The following is a 14,643-nucleotide window of genomic DNA, read 5'->3' as shown; positions in this document are numbered from 1 at the left end:
GATCCACACCCGGCCGACCAGCCGGCACCGACGAAAGAACCCAGATGCACAAGCCTCCCCCCGGCCCCTCCGCCCAAGACCAGCTGGATGTTGTTGTGATCGGCGAAGCCCTGATCGACATCGTTAATACCCCGGAAGGAACCATCAGCTATCCAGGAGGATCCCCGGCGAATGTCGCCTATGGCCTTGGCCGGCTCGGCGTATCCACGGGGTTGCTCACAGCAATCGGCGAAGACGACCACGGGAACGCCATCACCAACCATCTCCAGAGCGCAGGCGTCCGGCTCCTTCCGGGTTCAACGTCCCTTGAACGCACAGCCACCGCTACTGCCACGTTGGCGGCAGATGGCTCGGCCAGCTACGAGTTCGATATCGCCTGGGAGCTGGCTCCAGTGGCGCCCGCCATGGTCCCGAAAGTCCTTCACACCGGCTCTATCGCTACTTTCCTGGCCCCGGGAGCCTCCACCGTCCGCTCCCTTCTTGAGCAAGGACACAAGTCGTGCCTTGTCACGTATGACCCCAATATCCGCCCTGCACTGCTTGGTAGCCATGCTGAAGCGAAGAGAGTCTTCGAGGACCTGCTCCCGCTCACGGACGTCGTAAAGCTCAGCGACGAAGATGCCCACTGGCTCTACCCAACGTCGTCTCCGGACGAGGTCACGTCCCGCCTGCTCGCACATGGTGCGCGCCTTGCCGTCATCACCCTCGGCGCTGACGGCGCCCTCCTCGCCACGGAGAATGCGAAGCTCAGCATCCCTTCCGTGAAAACCGAGGTTGCCGACACCATCGGCGCCGGTGACTCCTATATGTCCGCCCTCATCTTCGGCCTTTTGGCAGAGGGCGAAGAGGGATTTGCGCCGGGAGCACTGGAAACCATCGGAAGAACTGCCTCGATGGCCGCAGCAATCACGGTCAGCCGCTCCGGAGCCAACCCACCCACCGTTTCGGAACTGCAGGCACGGCTGGACATGTCATCCAGCGCAAGGCTTTCTGTTTCGCGGTAACCACGGTCATTCTCCCGATGGCCTGACTCTTCGATCAAACGGCTGAATCACGACGGCGGCTGGTCGCCCTTTCGGTTCCGAGGAACCAGCGGTTCCCTGGGAACCGTGGCGACCTGCCGCCGTCGTGCGTTTCCCCTCACAGCGACCTTTGACGTATCGCAGGTCACATCGTATGATTAATGAATCGATTCAAGACTCAAGTCGATCCACATGTAACCTTCCTCATACTGAATGAGCACCGCATTGTTCAGTCCTGGATTGGAAGAGTTTTTGTTCCTTGCCAACGACGACAAAGGAGTTCAGCGAATGACCGTCACGCACCGGAGGGATACCCCTTCCACCCAGGACGAGGCCATCGGCCGGAAGGACCCGAAGAAAGCCGCAATGAGCGGCTGGATCGGAAGCGCGCTGGAGTACTACGACTTCGCGCTCTATTCCCTGGCCGCGACGCTGCTTTTCCCAACGATCTTCTTCCCCACGGAGAACCCCACCGTAGGCATCATCGCTTCCCTGGCCACCTATGCCGTGGGATACGTCTCCCGCCCGCTTGGCGCAGTGGTCCTGGGTGCTTACGGTGACAGGCATGGGCGCAAGAAGGTCCTGGTCTTTGCAATGCTGCTGATGGGGTTCGCTACTTTCGCGGTAGGACTCCTGCCAACCTACGGCCAGGTGGGGCTTCTGGCTCCCGTCCTCCTGGTAATCCTGCGCTTGATCCAGGGCTTCGCCGTTGCTGGCGAACTCGGCGGTGCCAGCGCGATGATCGTAGAGCACTCCCCCGATGCCAGGCGCGGCTTCTTCGCGAGCTTCAGCCTTCAGGGCACGCAGGTGGGATCCATCCTCGCAACGGCTGTCCTCATTCCGCTCGCCGCCCTCCTGCCGGATGACCAGTTCCATTCGTGGGGCTGGCGGCTGCCTTTCCTCCTCAGCGCCGTCGTGATTTTGGCCGGCTACATTATCCGCCGCCGCGTGCAGGAGCCACCCGCATACCTGGCGCAGTCGGAAGAGCCCGGCACCAAACGCCGGTTCCCCCTCGCAGACCTCCTGCGCACCCACCCGTGGGTCCTGGTCCGCTGCGTTGCAATGACGTTCACGAACGTCATCGGCATGGCCACCCTGATCTTCGGCGTATCGTTCGCCACCCAGAAGAGCTATGGCAACGGCTTCTCAAGCAGCGAATTCCTCTGGGTAACCATGGCAGCAAACGTAGCCGCAGTGGTAACTATCCCATTGTTCGGGGCACTGTCGGACCGGCTTGGCCGGCGGACACTCATGGTTGCAGGCGGCATAGCCGGTGGCTTGTTGACCATGGTGTACCTGTGGGCGATCGAACAGGGTAGCCTGCCGCTGATCTTCGTCTGCGTTGTCATCGTTCAGGGCATCCTGTTCCAGATGTGGAACGCCACCTTCGCCACGTTCTTCCAGGAGCAGTTCCCCATGCGGATGCGGGTGACAGGCTTCGCAGTCTCGCAAAACATCGGCCTCATGATCGCCTCGTTCTTCCCCAGCCTGTTTACTGCCATGGCTCCTCCCGGATCAGCGAACATCCCCATGGTCATCGGCCTGACCACTCTGGGCATCTGCCTCGTCTCGGCGCTGGCCACCCTGTTGTCTTCGGACACCAAGGGAAAGACTCTCGAGGACCTTGAGGTCCGCTAGCCTTGGCTCCGCCGGAAGCAGGGTTTCTCCGCCAACGCGGCCCGGATCAGGTCAGAGTTGGATGCCGGTGTATTTGGTTTCCTGGTAGGCCTCAAGGCCTTCAATGCCCCCTTCACGGCCGAGGCCTGATTGTTTGGTCCCGCCGAACGGTGCGGCCGGGTTGCTGATGAGCCCACGGTTGATGCCTGTCATGCCGGCATCAATCGCGTCCGCAACGCGCAGTGCCCTGGTCAGGTCCTGGGTGAAGATGTACGAAGCCAGGCCGTAGGGAGTGGCATTCGCTTCCACGACGGCTTCTTCTTCGGTGTCGAAGGTGTAGATCGCTGCGACGGGGCCGAAGATTTCTTCTTCCCTGATGCTGGCGTCGGCGGGAATGTTGGTTAGGACGGTGGGCTGGTAGTAGTAGCCGGGGCCGTCGATGATCTGGCCCCCAGTGAGGCAGGTTGCGCCCTTGGCGAGGGCGTCCACGACGAGATTGTGGACGGCGGCGCGTTGCTTGTGATCGATCAGTGGCCCTAGACCGGTGCCGGGTTCGTGGCCGTTGCCGACGTTGACGGCGGCGAGGCGCTCCGTGAAGCCTTTGGTGAACTTGGGAGCGATGCCGGCCTGGACATAGATCCGGTTGGCTGCGACGCAGGACTGACCACCGTTGCGGAGCTTGGCGAGGTAGGCCCCTTCGATCGCGGTATCTAGGTCCGCGTCGTCGAAAACGATCAGTGGTGCGTTCCCGCCAAGTTCCATGGAGGTGTTCACGACGTTCTGCGCGGCTTGGGCCAGGAGTACCCGGCCGACTTCGGTGGAGCCGGTGAAGGAGATTTTTCGGATCCGTTCGTCATTCATGATGGCGCTGATCAGATCGCGGGAGTTGCTCGTCACGACGACGTTCACTACACCGGCGGGCACGCCTGCTTCCTGAAGGACCTGGGCAAGCAGCAGGGAGGTAAGCGGGGTTTGGGCGGCAGGCTTGAGGATGGTGGTGCAGCCAGCGGCCAAGGCCGGGGCGATCTTGCGGGCGCCCATGGCCAGTGGGAAGTTCCACGGGGTGATCAGCAGGGAGGGGCCGACCGGGCGTTTGGACACTGCCATGTGGTAGCTGGAGCCAGGTTCGACGCCGAACTGGCCTTCGGTGTGGATCCGTCCGGCGGATTCTGCGAACCAGCGGAAGAACCCTGCGCCGTAGTCTACTTCGGATTGGGCTTCGGCCCAGGGCTTGCCCATTTCATCCACGATCAAGCGGGCGAAATCGTCGCGGCGGGCGACGATGCCCTGATACGTTCGGGCGAGGATGTCGGCACGGTCCCTTGCCGGTGTTGCTGCCCAAGCATCCTGGGCAGCGCAGGCGGCATCCAGTGCCAACGCACCGTCTTGGATAGAGCCGTCGGAAACGTGCGCCACCGTTTCGCCGCTGGCGGGGTTGATGACCGGCAGCGTGGCTCCTGTGCCGGATGATATCCATTCCCCGCCGATTAGCAGCCGGGTTTCAATGAGGTTCAGGGTCGTTCCAGTACTCATGGGCATTGCTCCACTTTCAGACGTTGTTTGGGAAGGGGCGCAGGGCCCGACTGATGCCGGGCCCTGCGGGGGGCCTAGAAGGCGGTGTATCCGCCGTCTACCGGGAGCGTCGCTCCGGTGATGTAGGACGCTTCCTTGGATGCGAGGAAGAGGATGGCGTCGGCGATCTCCTCGGGGGTGGCGAGGCGTTGGAGCGGAATTTGGCCCTCGCGCTGGCGGCGATAGGCCTCGGGGTCGGGCCTGCGCTGGATTGATGCTTCGATGACCGGAGTAATGGTTAGCCCCGGAGCGACAACGTTGACGCGGATGTTCCGTGGAGCCCACTCGATCGCGGCGCCCTTGGCGAGCATGATCAGGCCGCCCTTGGCCGCGGAGTACAGGACCTGGCCAGGCATTCCGACCATGCCCAGCCGTGAACTGACCAAGACGAAGGAGCCTCCCGCCTCGGGCATCAGTGGTGCGAAGTGCTTCATTACCAAGAAGGCGCTGAGCAGGTTGCTGTGGAGCACATTCTTTGCATCGTCATGGTCCATCTCCGTCAGCGGGCCGGTGACTTGCAAGCCGTGGTTAATGACGACGACGTCGACCGTGCCGAACGCTTCGGCGGCCTGCCGGGCGAGGCTTTCGACAAAGGCTTCGTCGTTAAGGTCTCCCGGGACGTACAGGTCATCTGTGTGCGCGGTATCGAGGTGCTCCCTGCGGCCGGTGAGCAGCAGACGGGCACCTTCGCGACGGAAGTGCGAACTCACCGCCTCACCGATTCCACTGCTGGCTCCTGTCACCACGACAGTGGTTTTGTCTAATCTCAAGTCAGTCACTCCATCGTGAGGTTGATTGTTCGATGTGGGTTGGGGGCGAAGGCCCGTCCCCCAGCGGTTAATTGAGGAATCCGCGCGCGTCCACCGGCCACCGTTCCAGTGGCGCTCCGGTGCTGTCGGTGACGATGTACTCCTCGAAATTGACCACCACCGGGCAGACGTGGTTTGGCACCACGGGTAGCACGCTCCCGACGCGGGGATGGAATCCGTCCCCGGGCAGAGGAAGGAAGCCGTTGTACTCGTTGTGGGTTTTGACGTGTGGTCTGACGTCGAGGTTCTGCTGGGTTGCGAACGCCTGCATCCGGTCGATGTTGTCCTGCATCACGTCGGACAGCACGATTGGTGAGGGCGTATCGATCCGATCTACGAGCGTCCCTAGAGCTTGCTGAATGCGGTTCACGCTGTGTTCCTTATTCTTCATGTCCTATGCCTCCGTGCAGACCATCTGGATCTCGACCGGGCTCCTGCGCGGCAGGCCGGCAACACCGATCGCAGTACGGGCGTGCCGTCCGTTTTCACCCAGCACCCCGATGAGCAAGTCACTGGCTGCATTGGCGACCTGCGACTGCAGGCCGAAGTCCGGTGTACTGGCCACAAAGACAAGCATCTGCACGATGCGGACCTTGTCCAGGTCGCCCACTGCTTGGACGGCGGCAGCAAGTGCGTTGAGCGCTGCATGGCGGGCAAGCTCCTGGGCTGTTTCAAGCTCAACCTCGCGGCCGACGATGCCGGTGCCCAGAAGTTCGCCGTCTTTGTACGGCAGTTGGCCTGAGATGTAAATGCTGGAGTCCACCGAGCGGTGTTGAAGGTAGTACGGGTTGTGAGCGAGGCTGGGCAATTTCAAGCCGAAAGCACGCAACCGGTCATATGGCGAGCCGGACACGCCATTGGCGACCAGCCCGATGCGAGAATCAGCCGGGGTAAAGGGAAGACTCATATCGACGCTTTCACTAGCTGTGGGAAGAGGACTGTCCGGCCGGGGAAACCTGCATACTGTGGACGCTCATGAACCGTTCCGGACGTACGAAATCCAGGCCGTCGAACGTCTGTAATCCGAGTGCCTCCCGGGCGGCGATCTCGCCATATCCAGCGGCCATTTTGAAGCCCCCGCCGGAGAACCCGGTGGCGCAGTAGACCCGGCTACCGGCGTCCAAACGCCCGAGCAGCGGGTTTCGGTCGGTAGTGAAGAGGTCCGGGAACGCATCCGAGCGGACGATGTTTGGATACAGACCGGGGAAGAACTCACTCACCGTCTCGGTCGTCTCCGCAACCTCTGCCGGAGTAAGTTCCCTGGGAACCGCATCCGGGTTCCGTGTAGGCGTTGGCCGGAAATTCAGCGTTGCCTTGACGGTGACCCCGTCAACTGCGGGTGCACCATACATGGATCGGTCTCCGGAGAGCCGCACGAAGACGGGGAACCGTTCTGGAGAGAAGAGTGCGGGATTTTTCGCGACGAACCACGTGAGGAAGACCCTGTTGGGTTGGGTGTGTGCCTGGAGCGACTCCGGCATGAGCTTCTGTGACCAGCCGCCGGACGCGACGATGACATTCTCGAACGTCCAGGACTTGTCCCCGGAGGTCACCACAACGCCGTCTACGGTTTCCCGGATCCCGTCTACCGGGGTGTTGGTTAGTACTCTGGCACCGTTGGCCTCGGCTGCGGAGATCGCAGCCGTGACGGCCCGGTCCGTCCTTAGAGCGCCACCGTTGGGGTCGAATACAGCGATATCGTCCGCACGCAGGTTGTGCTGCGGGTACCGCTCGGCCATCTCGGCATGGGAGAGAATCTGGTGCGCGACTCCGGTCACCCGCGCCGACTCGAGCAGCTGTGGAATGTACGGGCCATTCGCCGTGCCAATGTAGATTCCACCGCAGCGCAAAAGGATGTCCTGTCCGGTTTCGTCCTCAAGCTCGGCCCAGAGCCGTTGGGAGCTGTGCAGGATGGGGTTGAAGCCCGGATTTAGGTTGAGCATTCGGAACAGGCGGGTGTCGCCGCCAACGGCGCTGCGTCCGTGGGCAGGGAGCTGCGCTTCGAAGCCGACCACCGAATCGGACAGCCGGGAGGCCTGCCAGAGGGCCATACTGCCAATGGTGCCGAGGCCGATGACGGCCAATTTTCCATCTGTCATTTCAGAGCACTTTCTCGAGGAAGGACTGGGTGCGGGACTCTTGCGGGTTGGCGAGGACTTCCCGGGCGTCGCCGCGTTCGACGACGTAGCCGTCGTCCATGAAGATCAGGGAGTCGGCCACTTCGCGGGCGAAGCCCATCTCGTGGGTGACCACCACCATGGTCATGCCCTTCTTGGCCAGCTCTTTCATGACTGTCAGGACTTCTCCGACCTTTTCGGGGTCCAGTGCAGATGTTGGTTCATCAAAGAGCATGATCTCCGGGTCCATGGCCAGGGACCGTGCGATCGCCACGCGTTGCTGCTGCCCACCGGAGAGCTCGGCCGGGTATCGGTCACCAAACGCGCCGAGCCCGACACTTGTCAATAGTTCCTGGGCTCGTTTGGCTGATTCCTTCTTGTCCGCGCGCTTGACCAGGACCGGTCCGGACATGACGTTCTCCCGGGCGGTCATGTTCGGAAACAGGTTGAAGGACTGGAAGACCATTCCAACCCTGGTGCGCTGCTGGGCCAGCTTCTTCGCTGGCAGGGCGTGGTAGGCCTTATCGGTTTCGTAGTAGCCGAAGTCCTCGCCGTTGACCTTCAGGACACCGGAGTCCACGATCTCAAGACCGTTGATGCAGCGAAGGATAGTGGACTTTCCCGAGCCGCTGGGGCCGATGATGCAGCAGATCTCTCCGCTGGCGATCTCCAGGTCGATGTCCTTCAGGACTGTCTTGGGCCCAAAGGACTTTCGGATTTTCTGGGCGAGGATAGTGCCGTCGGTGTTCATCGGGCGATACCTTCCGGGTCTGTCAGGACAGCGGGTTTCGACTTCCGGGGAAGCCGGGCGGTTGCGCGGGAGTACTTCTGTTCGAGCTTGGACTGCGGGTAGCTCAGCAGCAGGGTCATGACCAGGTACCAGAGGCTGGCCACGATGAGCAGCGGGATGGTCTCAAAGGTGCGGGCGTAGATCAACTGGGTGCTCTGCAAAAGCTCGGCCACGCCGAGGACGCTGACCAACGACGTTTCCTTGAACATTCCGATGAACTGATTGCCGGTTGCCGGAATGATGGACGGCATGGCCTGAGGGATGATGACCTTGCGCATCCTCATGGATGCGCTCATTCCGAGCGAGTCGGCGGCCTCGAGCTGGCCCTTGCCAACCGCGGAGAAGCCGCCGCGGATGATCTCGGCCATGTAGGCAGCCTGGTTGAGGGTAAGGCCCACGAGTGCTGCGGTGATCGGGCCCATGATCGTGTTGACGTCGATGACAGTGCTGATGTCAGTGAACGGGATCCCGATTCTCAGGTTGGGGTAAAGGGCGGAGATATTGAACCAGAAGATCAGCTGCACCAAGACCGGGGTACCCCGGAACAATGTGATGTAGAGTCCGGCTGTCATGGAGACCGGCTTCACATGCGAAGCCCGCATGATCGCAAGGGCAAGCCCGAGCAAGGTTCCCAGTGCCATGCTCGCAACCGTGAGGAAGATCGTGAGCATGAGCCCGCGCAGGATCGTCTCAGCGAAGAAGTACTTCCCAACGATCTCCCACTTGAAGTTGGAGTTTGTCAGGACGGAGGTGAGAATCCCGACGCCGACGAGGATGCTAAGGATCCACCCTGCATATTCGGAGCGGGTCCGAAGCCGGAGCCGTGGCTTGAGGGCTGCATCAATGCTTCCCATGGCAGCTTTGTTTCCTTTGTCGATTGCCGTTGTCATTCAGGCACCTGCTAGTTCAGCTTGGCGTCGGTGATGGCCCCAAACTCGAGGCCCCAGGTTTTGAGCGCCTCTTTGTACTCCGGGTCCCCGAGGATCGATTGGACTGCTGCCTGGATTGCCGGGGTCAGCGGCGAGCCCTTCTTCAGCGCAACTGCCGTGATGCCGGTTCCCCCGACGTTGAGGGGAGGGGTTAGCATCTGGAAGGAGCCCGGCTGCTGCGTCTGTGCCCAGGCGAGTGCCGTGGTGTCGTAGAGGATGCCGTCGATCCGCTTGGAGTGCAGCTGTACCAGGGCTTCCTGGATGTTGGGCAGCGTCACAGCGTTGATCGCGGGCTGTCCCTTGGAGGTGCAGGTCATCTCGTTCAGGGCCGGAAGGCGCAACAGTTGGCCGGTGGAACCCTGGGTGACGGCGATGTTCTTCCCACATAGGGTCTCGTTCGTGAGTTTCTGCGGGTTTCCGGCGGTCACCCCGATGGAGCTGCCAGCCTTGAAGTAGTCGATCATGTCCACGACCTTGAGCCGGTCCTCGGTCTTGGCCATGGTCGAAACCGTGAAGTCGAAGCGTCCGCCGTCAAGGCCCGGAATGATGGTGTCGAACTTCGTGTCCTCGAACTTCACCTTTACGCCAAGCTTCTTGGCAATAAGCCGGGTGATGTCCGGGTTGAGGCCGATCGGGGTTTTGTTGTCTTCGGCAAGGAAGACGGTCGGCGGGTAGTGCAGGTCCGCGGCCACCGTGAGCTCGCCCTTGTCCTTGTAGGACTTCGGCAGGAGGCTCACAGCCTTCGGATCTGGCTGGACACCCTCCGAGATGTCCCTCAGGCCAAGTTCGGTGGGGCTGGCCGAAGGTTCACTACTGGCGGCGTTGCCGCATGCGCTCAAGCCAATAAGGAGGGCCAGTGCGGCCACAGCGGCGTGGACCTTGTTTCGTGTCTTCATCGTGTTTTCCTTGGAATTTCTTTGGGTTGGGATGGTGGGGTTACAGGAAAGGCGTGCAGTGGTGCCCGCTGGACGCGGTAATGAACGGGACGGAGCCTTGCGTCACCTCACGGGTTCGCCGTCGAGGTCTGGACCGCAAGGAACCGGTCAGGGCTTATGAGCGGGATCGTGTTGTCACTGGCGCCTTGAAGGGCGTAGTCCGCGGCGATTTCGCCGAGCGCAGGTGCAAGCTTGAACCCATGCCCGGACAGGCCCGTGAGGACGGTAATGCGGTCCTCACTACCAAGCCGCCCAACGATCCCGTGGCCGTCCTGGGTGTAGCCCTCCATGTAGGCGGCGACCCGGACAGGATCTGGATAGAGTGCCGGGAAGGAATCGGCGACGAGTTGCCTGAATGCCGTTATTTCGTCGACGGGGACTGTCCGGTCGAGGGCGTCGGGGTCAGCCACCAGACGGTTGACGGTGCCGGACAGGCCTAGTTTCAGCCCGTTTCCGTCCATCGCCGGCAGTCCATAGAACTCTTCAGGCGTTGTGCGTATGAAGCATGGGAAGTTGGCCGGATCAAATGCCCCGCGTTCCTTCGTGACGAACCACGCTGATACCGCCTTGCGAACCTGCAGGAGTGGCGCGAGTTCCGGAAGCAGCTTCGCCGCCCAGGGGCCGGTAGTGACTACAACGTGGTCGTATCGCTCGTTTCGTCCATGGGCGCTGACCCAGACCCCGCCGTTTTTGACTTCCACCCCTTCGACCGGGGTGTAGGTGCGTAGTTGGGCGCCCAGCGACTTGGCCCGGTAGGCGGCCTTCAGCACCGCAAGCTCAGGGCGAAGATAACCTGCTTCACGGTCAAGGACCACGGCGTCACCCTCGTGGAACGGATGGTGCGGCCAGCGGGTGCGTGCCTCGTCGAGCGGAATGATGGAGGCGTCGACCCCGAACTTATCGATGGAGTTGCTGACGTTGGCCATCTGCGATGAGGACTCCCCCAGCATGAGATTGCCGGCAAGTGTGAGCAGATTGGTGCCTGTTTCACCCTCGAGTTGTTGCCAGAGTGCCTTGGCAGTTCGAAGCAGTGGCACGTATTCAGGGTCTTCGAAGTAGGCGGTGCGGAAGATACGGGATTCGCCCGCATGGGCGCTACGGTCATGGGCAATTCCGAACTGCTCGTACCCGACTACATCCACGCCCTGTGAAGCCAGGCGCCAAGCGGACATGCTGCCCGCGGTTCCGAGCCCGATGACGGCCACTCTCTTCTTGGTGGTGCTCATTTCTTAAACCTCCTGGGTTAGGACCATCACGAGTCCGTCAGCGGCGATCGCGGGACTCGTGGTGATGATCATGGGTATCCCGGCTTGATTCGCCCTTACTTCGTGGATGACGTCGCCGAAAAGGTCACTGACCTGTCCAAGAAGCCCGCCCTTGGAGACAGGCTTGCCAAGTTCGACGGTCGGTTGCCACCAACCACGCACCGGCGAGCGAATCCAACTCCACCCTTGCTGGTGCTCGGTCTGGCCACGGGTCTGCTCTACGTCATAGGGGAGCATTCCCAGGGTCGCAGCCACATTCCGCAGGCCCCTGACATGAATGGCGACAGCCTTGGGGTCGATGATCCCGCTGCCTCCTGCCTCAGCGGTGATCGCCGGAATACCGGCATCTGCGGCAGCAGAACTCGTGGTGCCGGTTGTGACCCGCGCATCGGCAGGCTGCCTGATCACATGCTCGGTCCCGTACGCCACCGCGATCCGCCGCGCAGCCTCACCAACGGGTGACTCGTCGTAAATAACTACCGGCTCAATAGCTTCCGGCAGATCTCCGGAATGCAGGTCTATGACGTAGTCGGCTCCCCGGATGAAGCGCTCGAACACATGGTGTGCCAGCACGTCCGAAAAGCTGCCCTTCGGGTCGCCGGGGAAGCACCTGTTCAGATTCTTGCCATCCACTGGAACGATGAAGGGCGTTCGGCCCATGTAAGCCGGGACGTTGACCACGGGAACCGCGGTGATGATCCCCCTCAGTTCCGCAGGATTGACCCCCGAAACGAACTCCCGCAGGGCAGCCATGGCCGCGTACTCACAGCCATGGACCCCTGCGAGAACCGTCAGCCGAGGCCCGGTCTCCCGGCCATGGATCTCGATGTACGGCACATCCAAACCGCCGCCAGGGAGAGCAGGGATGTGGAAGTGGCCGCGAATCACGGGCTCTTGGCTTCCGAAGCCACCATGCATTTGGGTGTCCTATCCGACCGAACTGTCGGACAATCGTGTCCGACATGATTGTTTGATACTATCGTTTGGTGATCTAGTGTCAAGGCCCACTCCAAAGTGCGGGTGGCTGCCATTAGCCGATAGGGGTGTGAGCGCAATGGAGAGTCAACCTTCCTCCGAGCCAGCAAGGACGTCTCTCGCGAGAACGCTCGCGCCTCGGGTTGCGGAGCGAACAACACTGGTGGATCAAGTGGCGCACCGAATCAGGAGGGAAATCATCCTGGGGACCCTCGACCCTGGCCGGCATCTTGTGGAAAAGAGGCTCGCCGAAGATCTGTCCGTAAGCCGCGGGACAGTCCGCGAGGCCCTGACGCGCCTTGCCGCAACCGGGCTGGTCGAATTCTCGCCGGGTTCGGGTAATAGGGTTCGATACTTCAGCGATGGCGACATCGCCGAGATCGGGGAAGTCTTCGCAGCGCTCGAAGGGCGGGCGGCCATGCACGCGGTACTTCCCCCGCCCGTGGAGGTTGAGAAAGAGCTAAGGCGCATCGCCGAGCGCATGCGGGGGCTTCGTCTGCCGGAGGACGTAGACGATCTCATGAGGTTGGACCGTGAGTTCCATGGAACGCTGATGAATCAGCAGCCAAAGACCAAACTGGTGGAGGCATGGCAGAGTCTGGAGTCGCTTCTCGCGGTCATGATGGTGCCGATAATGCGGCGCGGCGTTGGTACCGCCGACAGCCAGGCGGACAGGCATCTCCTGCTGGTCGACGCGGCAATGAGCGGAGAGCCCGAACTGCTCATCAAGGGTCTCGAAGAGCACTACTACCAGATCTGATATCTGGATACAGCGAACGGCCTCTCATGGTTCACAAGAGGCAGCTTGAGGTCCGCTAGCTGGACGACGCTTGGGTCGCCCGCCTCCGCAGCCATGCACGGCGCACCTGCTCGCGGATGGTGCGCTGGCTACGCCGGCTGACCAAGATCACTGCAGCAACGCCGGTGACAAGGACTGCTGCGCCACCAACAGCCACGGCCCATCGGGCACCGAACTCTGTGCCGATCCAGCCCATGAGGGGTGCTCCGATTGCCGTGCCGCCTTGCAGGATGGCCAAGTACAGCGCGAGGACGCGTCCCCGGAATTGGGGCTCGACCGACAGTTGGATGGTGGTGTTGCAGCTGTTGAGGAACGTGATGGAAGCAAGTCCCACCGGGACGAGGACGGCCGCGTAGATCCAGAAAGTTGGCGAGATGCTGGCCAGTAGGGTGAAGACACCGAGGCACAGCGCGCCCCCGAGCATGAAGCGCAGTCGTGGACCCGAGCGGCGGGCCGCAAGCAGGGCACCGGCGAGGGTACCCACGGCCATGATGGAGCCAAGAAGGCCGAATTCTTCAGGTCCCATGCCAAACTCCGCCGTGGACATCAAGGAGTTCGTCACTTGGAAGTTCATGCCAAAGGCACCCAACAGCCCCACCATCAGCAAAATGAGGACCAGGTCAGGGCGTTGGCGCACGTACTGCAGGCCTTCGGTTAATTGGTGCTTGCCGCGGGCCACCGGCGTTGCCGGCTCCAGCTCGGCGGCCTTAACCCGGGAGAGGGAAACGATGACGGCCACAAAGCTCGCTGCGTTGAGAAGGAACACCGGACCCGTGCCGATCCATGCAATGAGCACCCCGGCGATGGCAGGGCCGGTCAGCCTGGCGCTGTTGAAGGATGCAGAGTTCAGCGCCACGGCGTTGGAGAGCTTCTCCGGGCCAACAAGTTCCGACACGAACGCCTGCCGGGCCGGTCCGTCGATTGCGGCAGCCAGTCCCAGGGCAAGGGCGGCGAGGTAGACGTGCCACAACTGGGCCACGCCCGTTACCACCAGAAGGCCAACGATCAGCCCGCAGATTCCCATGGCCGTCTGGGTCCAGAGGAGGATCACGCGCTTGCGGTAGCGGTCGGCCAGGACGCCCGCATACGGCCCAAGAAGGAGCATGGGCAGGAATTGCAGCGCCGTGGTGATGCCCACTGCGGTTCCGGAGTGATTCGTGAGGACCGTCAGGACCAGCCAGTCCTGTGCCACCCGCTGCATCCAGGTACCGACGTTGGACACCAGCGCACCACCAGCCCAAAGCCGGTAATTGGGGCTCTCGAGGGCACGGAACATGGCACTCACTTGGCGCTCATCTCCTGCATGATGCGCGCGGCCCGGCTGAGCGTCAGCCGATCCTCCGCACTGAGTCCCGCTACGCGCTGGGCCAGCCAGGCAGTCCGCTGGCTGCGGGCCTCGGCCAGGACTTCCTGGCCCGCCGGAGTAATGCTGATGTGGACCTGCCGGCCGTCTTCGGGGTTGGCCTGCCGGGACACGAAACCTTGCCCGGACAGGGCGTTCACGATCCGGGTCATCGACGGTGCCTGGACGTGCTCCAGCTCGGCCAGTTCCCGTAACGTCTGCGAACCGGAGTTGAGGTGGGCGAGCACCGTGTACTGCCCAGGGGTAATCACCTCGCCGGTCGCTTCGATTCGCAGCCTGCGTGATGTTCGCATCACTGCGGTTCGAAGATCAATGGCAAGGACGTCGGCTTGAATCTCCGCCGGTCCGTCGTCGATAGCTGCGCTCACAGGGAGACGCCTCCTGAGGTTTGGCATAATAGTTAGCAGTGCTAATTAGCTCCGCTAACTATTATGATCCTCCCCCGGCGGC

15 protein-coding genes are annotated in these 14,643 nt (G+C 62.0%); 3 read left to right on the top strand and 12 right to left on the bottom strand.

All coding sequences use genetic code 11. The annotated features are described in order from the left end of the window. Positions 1–44 precede the first annotated feature (44 nt). Together AC6I99_RS02915 and AC6I99_RS02910 are read left to right on the top strand one after the other, a co-directional pair. Positions 45–1,004: a carbohydrate kinase family protein gene (locus AC6I99_RS02915; RefSeq protein ID WP_497960196.1), complete on the top strand. Its 960-nt coding sequence runs from the start codon at positions 45–47 to the stop codon at positions 1,002–1,004. 306 nt (positions 1,005–1,310) lie between these two features. After that, entirely contained in the window at positions 1,311–2,660 is a 1,350-nt protein-coding gene (locus AC6I99_RS02910) for an MFS transporter (protein ID WP_497960192.1), read from the top strand. Between the two features lie 51 nt (positions 2,661–2,711). Here AC6I99_RS02910 and AC6I99_RS02905 read toward each other — a convergent pair whose 3' ends face one another. From AC6I99_RS02905 to AC6I99_RS02860, 10 genes are all read right to left on the bottom strand, one after another. After that, a complete protein-coding gene (locus AC6I99_RS02905) occupies positions 2,712–4,172 on the bottom strand; it encodes an NAD-dependent succinate-semialdehyde dehydrogenase (RefSeq protein WP_497960186.1) in 1,461 nt (486 codons plus the stop codon). A gap of 74 nt (positions 4,173–4,246) precedes the next feature. Continuing rightward, positions 4,247–4,990, bottom strand: a complete 744-nt coding sequence (locus AC6I99_RS02900; RefSeq protein WP_497960181.1) for an SDR family NAD(P)-dependent oxidoreductase — start codon at positions 4,988–4,990, stop codon at positions 4,247–4,249. A gap of 58 nt (positions 4,991–5,048) precedes the next feature. Beyond that, positions 5,049–5,390 carry a hypothetical protein gene (locus AC6I99_RS02895; RefSeq protein ID WP_497946757.1) on the bottom strand — a complete coding sequence of 114 codons (342 nt, stop codon included), beginning with the start codon at positions 5,388–5,390 and terminating at the stop codon, positions 5,049–5,051. 24 nt (positions 5,391–5,414) lie between these two features. Continuing rightward, positions 5,415–5,927, bottom strand: coding sequence for a RidA family protein (locus AC6I99_RS02890; RefSeq protein WP_497946758.1), 513 nt, complete (start codon positions 5,925–5,927; stop codon positions 5,415–5,417). A 13-nt stretch (positions 5,928–5,940) separates the two neighbouring features. Next, positions 5,941–7,119, bottom strand: coding sequence for an FAD-dependent oxidoreductase (locus AC6I99_RS02885; RefSeq protein ID WP_497946759.1), 1,179 nt, complete (start codon positions 7,117–7,119; stop codon positions 5,941–5,943). 1 nt (position 7,120) lies between these two features. Continuing rightward, positions 7,121–7,888, bottom strand: coding sequence for an amino acid ABC transporter ATP-binding protein (locus AC6I99_RS02880; protein ID WP_497946760.1), 768 nt, complete (start codon positions 7,886–7,888; stop codon positions 7,121–7,123). Then, positions 7,885–8,817 (bottom strand): amino acid ABC transporter permease, encoded by a 933-nt coding sequence (locus tag AC6I99_RS02875; protein WP_497960176.1) that lies wholly within the window; start codon positions 8,815–8,817, stop codon positions 7,885–7,887. Before AC6I99_RS02875 ends, AC6I99_RS02880 begins: the two co-directional genes overlap by 4 nt. Before the next feature lie 11 nt (positions 8,818–8,828). Further along, the gene (locus tag AC6I99_RS02870; RefSeq protein ID WP_497946761.1) at positions 8,829–9,752 is read right to left on the bottom strand and encodes an ABC transporter substrate-binding protein; all 924 of its coding nucleotides are present in this window, start codon (positions 9,750–9,752) and stop codon (positions 8,829–8,831) included. A 107-nt stretch (positions 9,753–9,859) separates the two neighbouring features. Then, positions 9,860–11,017 carry an N-methyl-L-tryptophan oxidase gene (gene solA, locus AC6I99_RS02865; RefSeq protein ID WP_497946762.1) on the bottom strand — a complete coding sequence of 386 codons (1,158 nt, stop codon included), beginning with the start codon at positions 11,015–11,017 and terminating at the stop codon, positions 9,860–9,862. Between the two features lie 3 nt (positions 11,018–11,020). Next, the gene (locus tag AC6I99_RS02860) at positions 11,021–11,944 is read right to left on the bottom strand and encodes a succinylglutamate desuccinylase/aspartoacylase family protein (RefSeq protein WP_497960171.1); all 924 of its coding nucleotides are present in this window, start codon (positions 11,942–11,944) and stop codon (positions 11,021–11,023) included. Positions 11,945–12,203: 259 nt separating this feature from the next. On the opposite strand from AC6I99_RS02860, the gene AC6I99_RS02855 reads away from it, so the two are divergent. Further along, a complete protein-coding gene (locus AC6I99_RS02855) occupies positions 12,204–12,791 on the top strand; it encodes a GntR family transcriptional regulator (protein ID WP_263422280.1) in 588 nt (195 codons plus the stop codon). Positions 12,792–12,846: 55 nt separating this feature from the next. On the opposite strand, the gene AC6I99_RS02850 is transcribed toward AC6I99_RS02855, so the two are convergent. Both AC6I99_RS02850 and AC6I99_RS02845 read right to left on the bottom strand, forming a co-directional pair. Next, positions 12,847–14,115, bottom strand: coding sequence for an MFS transporter (locus AC6I99_RS02850; RefSeq protein ID WP_497946764.1), 1,269 nt, complete (start codon positions 14,113–14,115; stop codon positions 12,847–12,849). After that, a complete protein-coding gene (locus tag AC6I99_RS02845; RefSeq protein WP_224095110.1) occupies positions 14,112–14,486 on the bottom strand; it encodes a MarR family transcriptional regulator in 375 nt (124 codons plus the stop codon). Before AC6I99_RS02845 ends, AC6I99_RS02850 begins: the two co-directional genes overlap by 4 nt. Positions 14,487–14,643 lie beyond the last annotated feature (157 nt).

Source organism: Arthrobacter sp. TmtSoilC77 (assembly GCF_059739415.1).
Note: the sequence above shows the minus strand (reverse complement) of the source record. Positions and strands in the feature narration are given on the sequence as shown.

Bases quoted from the DNA above. Each gene is read 5' to 3' on its own strand.
- solA (WP_497946762.1), bottom strand. From the start codon at position 11,017: ATGAGCACCACCAAGAAGAGAGTGGCCGTCATCGGGCTCGGAACCGCG.
- AC6I99_RS02905 (WP_497960186.1), bottom strand. From the start codon at position 4,172: ATGAGTACTGGAACGACCCTGAACCTCATTGAAACCCGGCTGCTAATC.
- AC6I99_RS02910 (WP_497960192.1), top strand. From the start codon at position 1,311: ATGACCGTCACGCACCGGAGGGATACCCCTTCCACCCAGGACGAGGCC.
- AC6I99_RS02885 (WP_497946759.1), bottom strand. From the start codon at position 7,119: ATGACAGATGGAAAATTGGCCGTCATCGGCCTCGGCACCATTGGCAGT.
- AC6I99_RS02880 (WP_497946760.1), bottom strand. From the start codon at position 7,888: ATGAACACCGACGGCACTATCCTCGCCCAGAAAATCCGAAAGTCCTTT.
- AC6I99_RS02875 (WP_497960176.1), bottom strand. From the start codon at position 8,817: ATGACAACGGCAATCGACAAAGGAAACAAAGCTGCCATGGGAAGCATT.
- AC6I99_RS02870 (WP_497946761.1), bottom strand. From the start codon at position 9,752: ATGAAGACACGAAACAAGGTCCACGCCGCTGTGGCCGCACTGGCCCTC.
- AC6I99_RS02915 (WP_497960196.1), top strand. From the start codon at position 45: ATGCACAAGCCTCCCCCCGGCCCCTCCGCCCAAGACCAGCTGGATGTT.
- AC6I99_RS02890 (WP_497946758.1), bottom strand. From the start codon at position 5,927: ATGAGTCTTCCCTTTACCCCGGCTGATTCTCGCATCGGGCTGGTCGCC.
- AC6I99_RS02845 (WP_224095110.1), bottom strand. From the start codon at position 14,486: ATGCGAACATCACGCAGGCTGCGAATCGAAGCGACCGGCGAGGTGATT.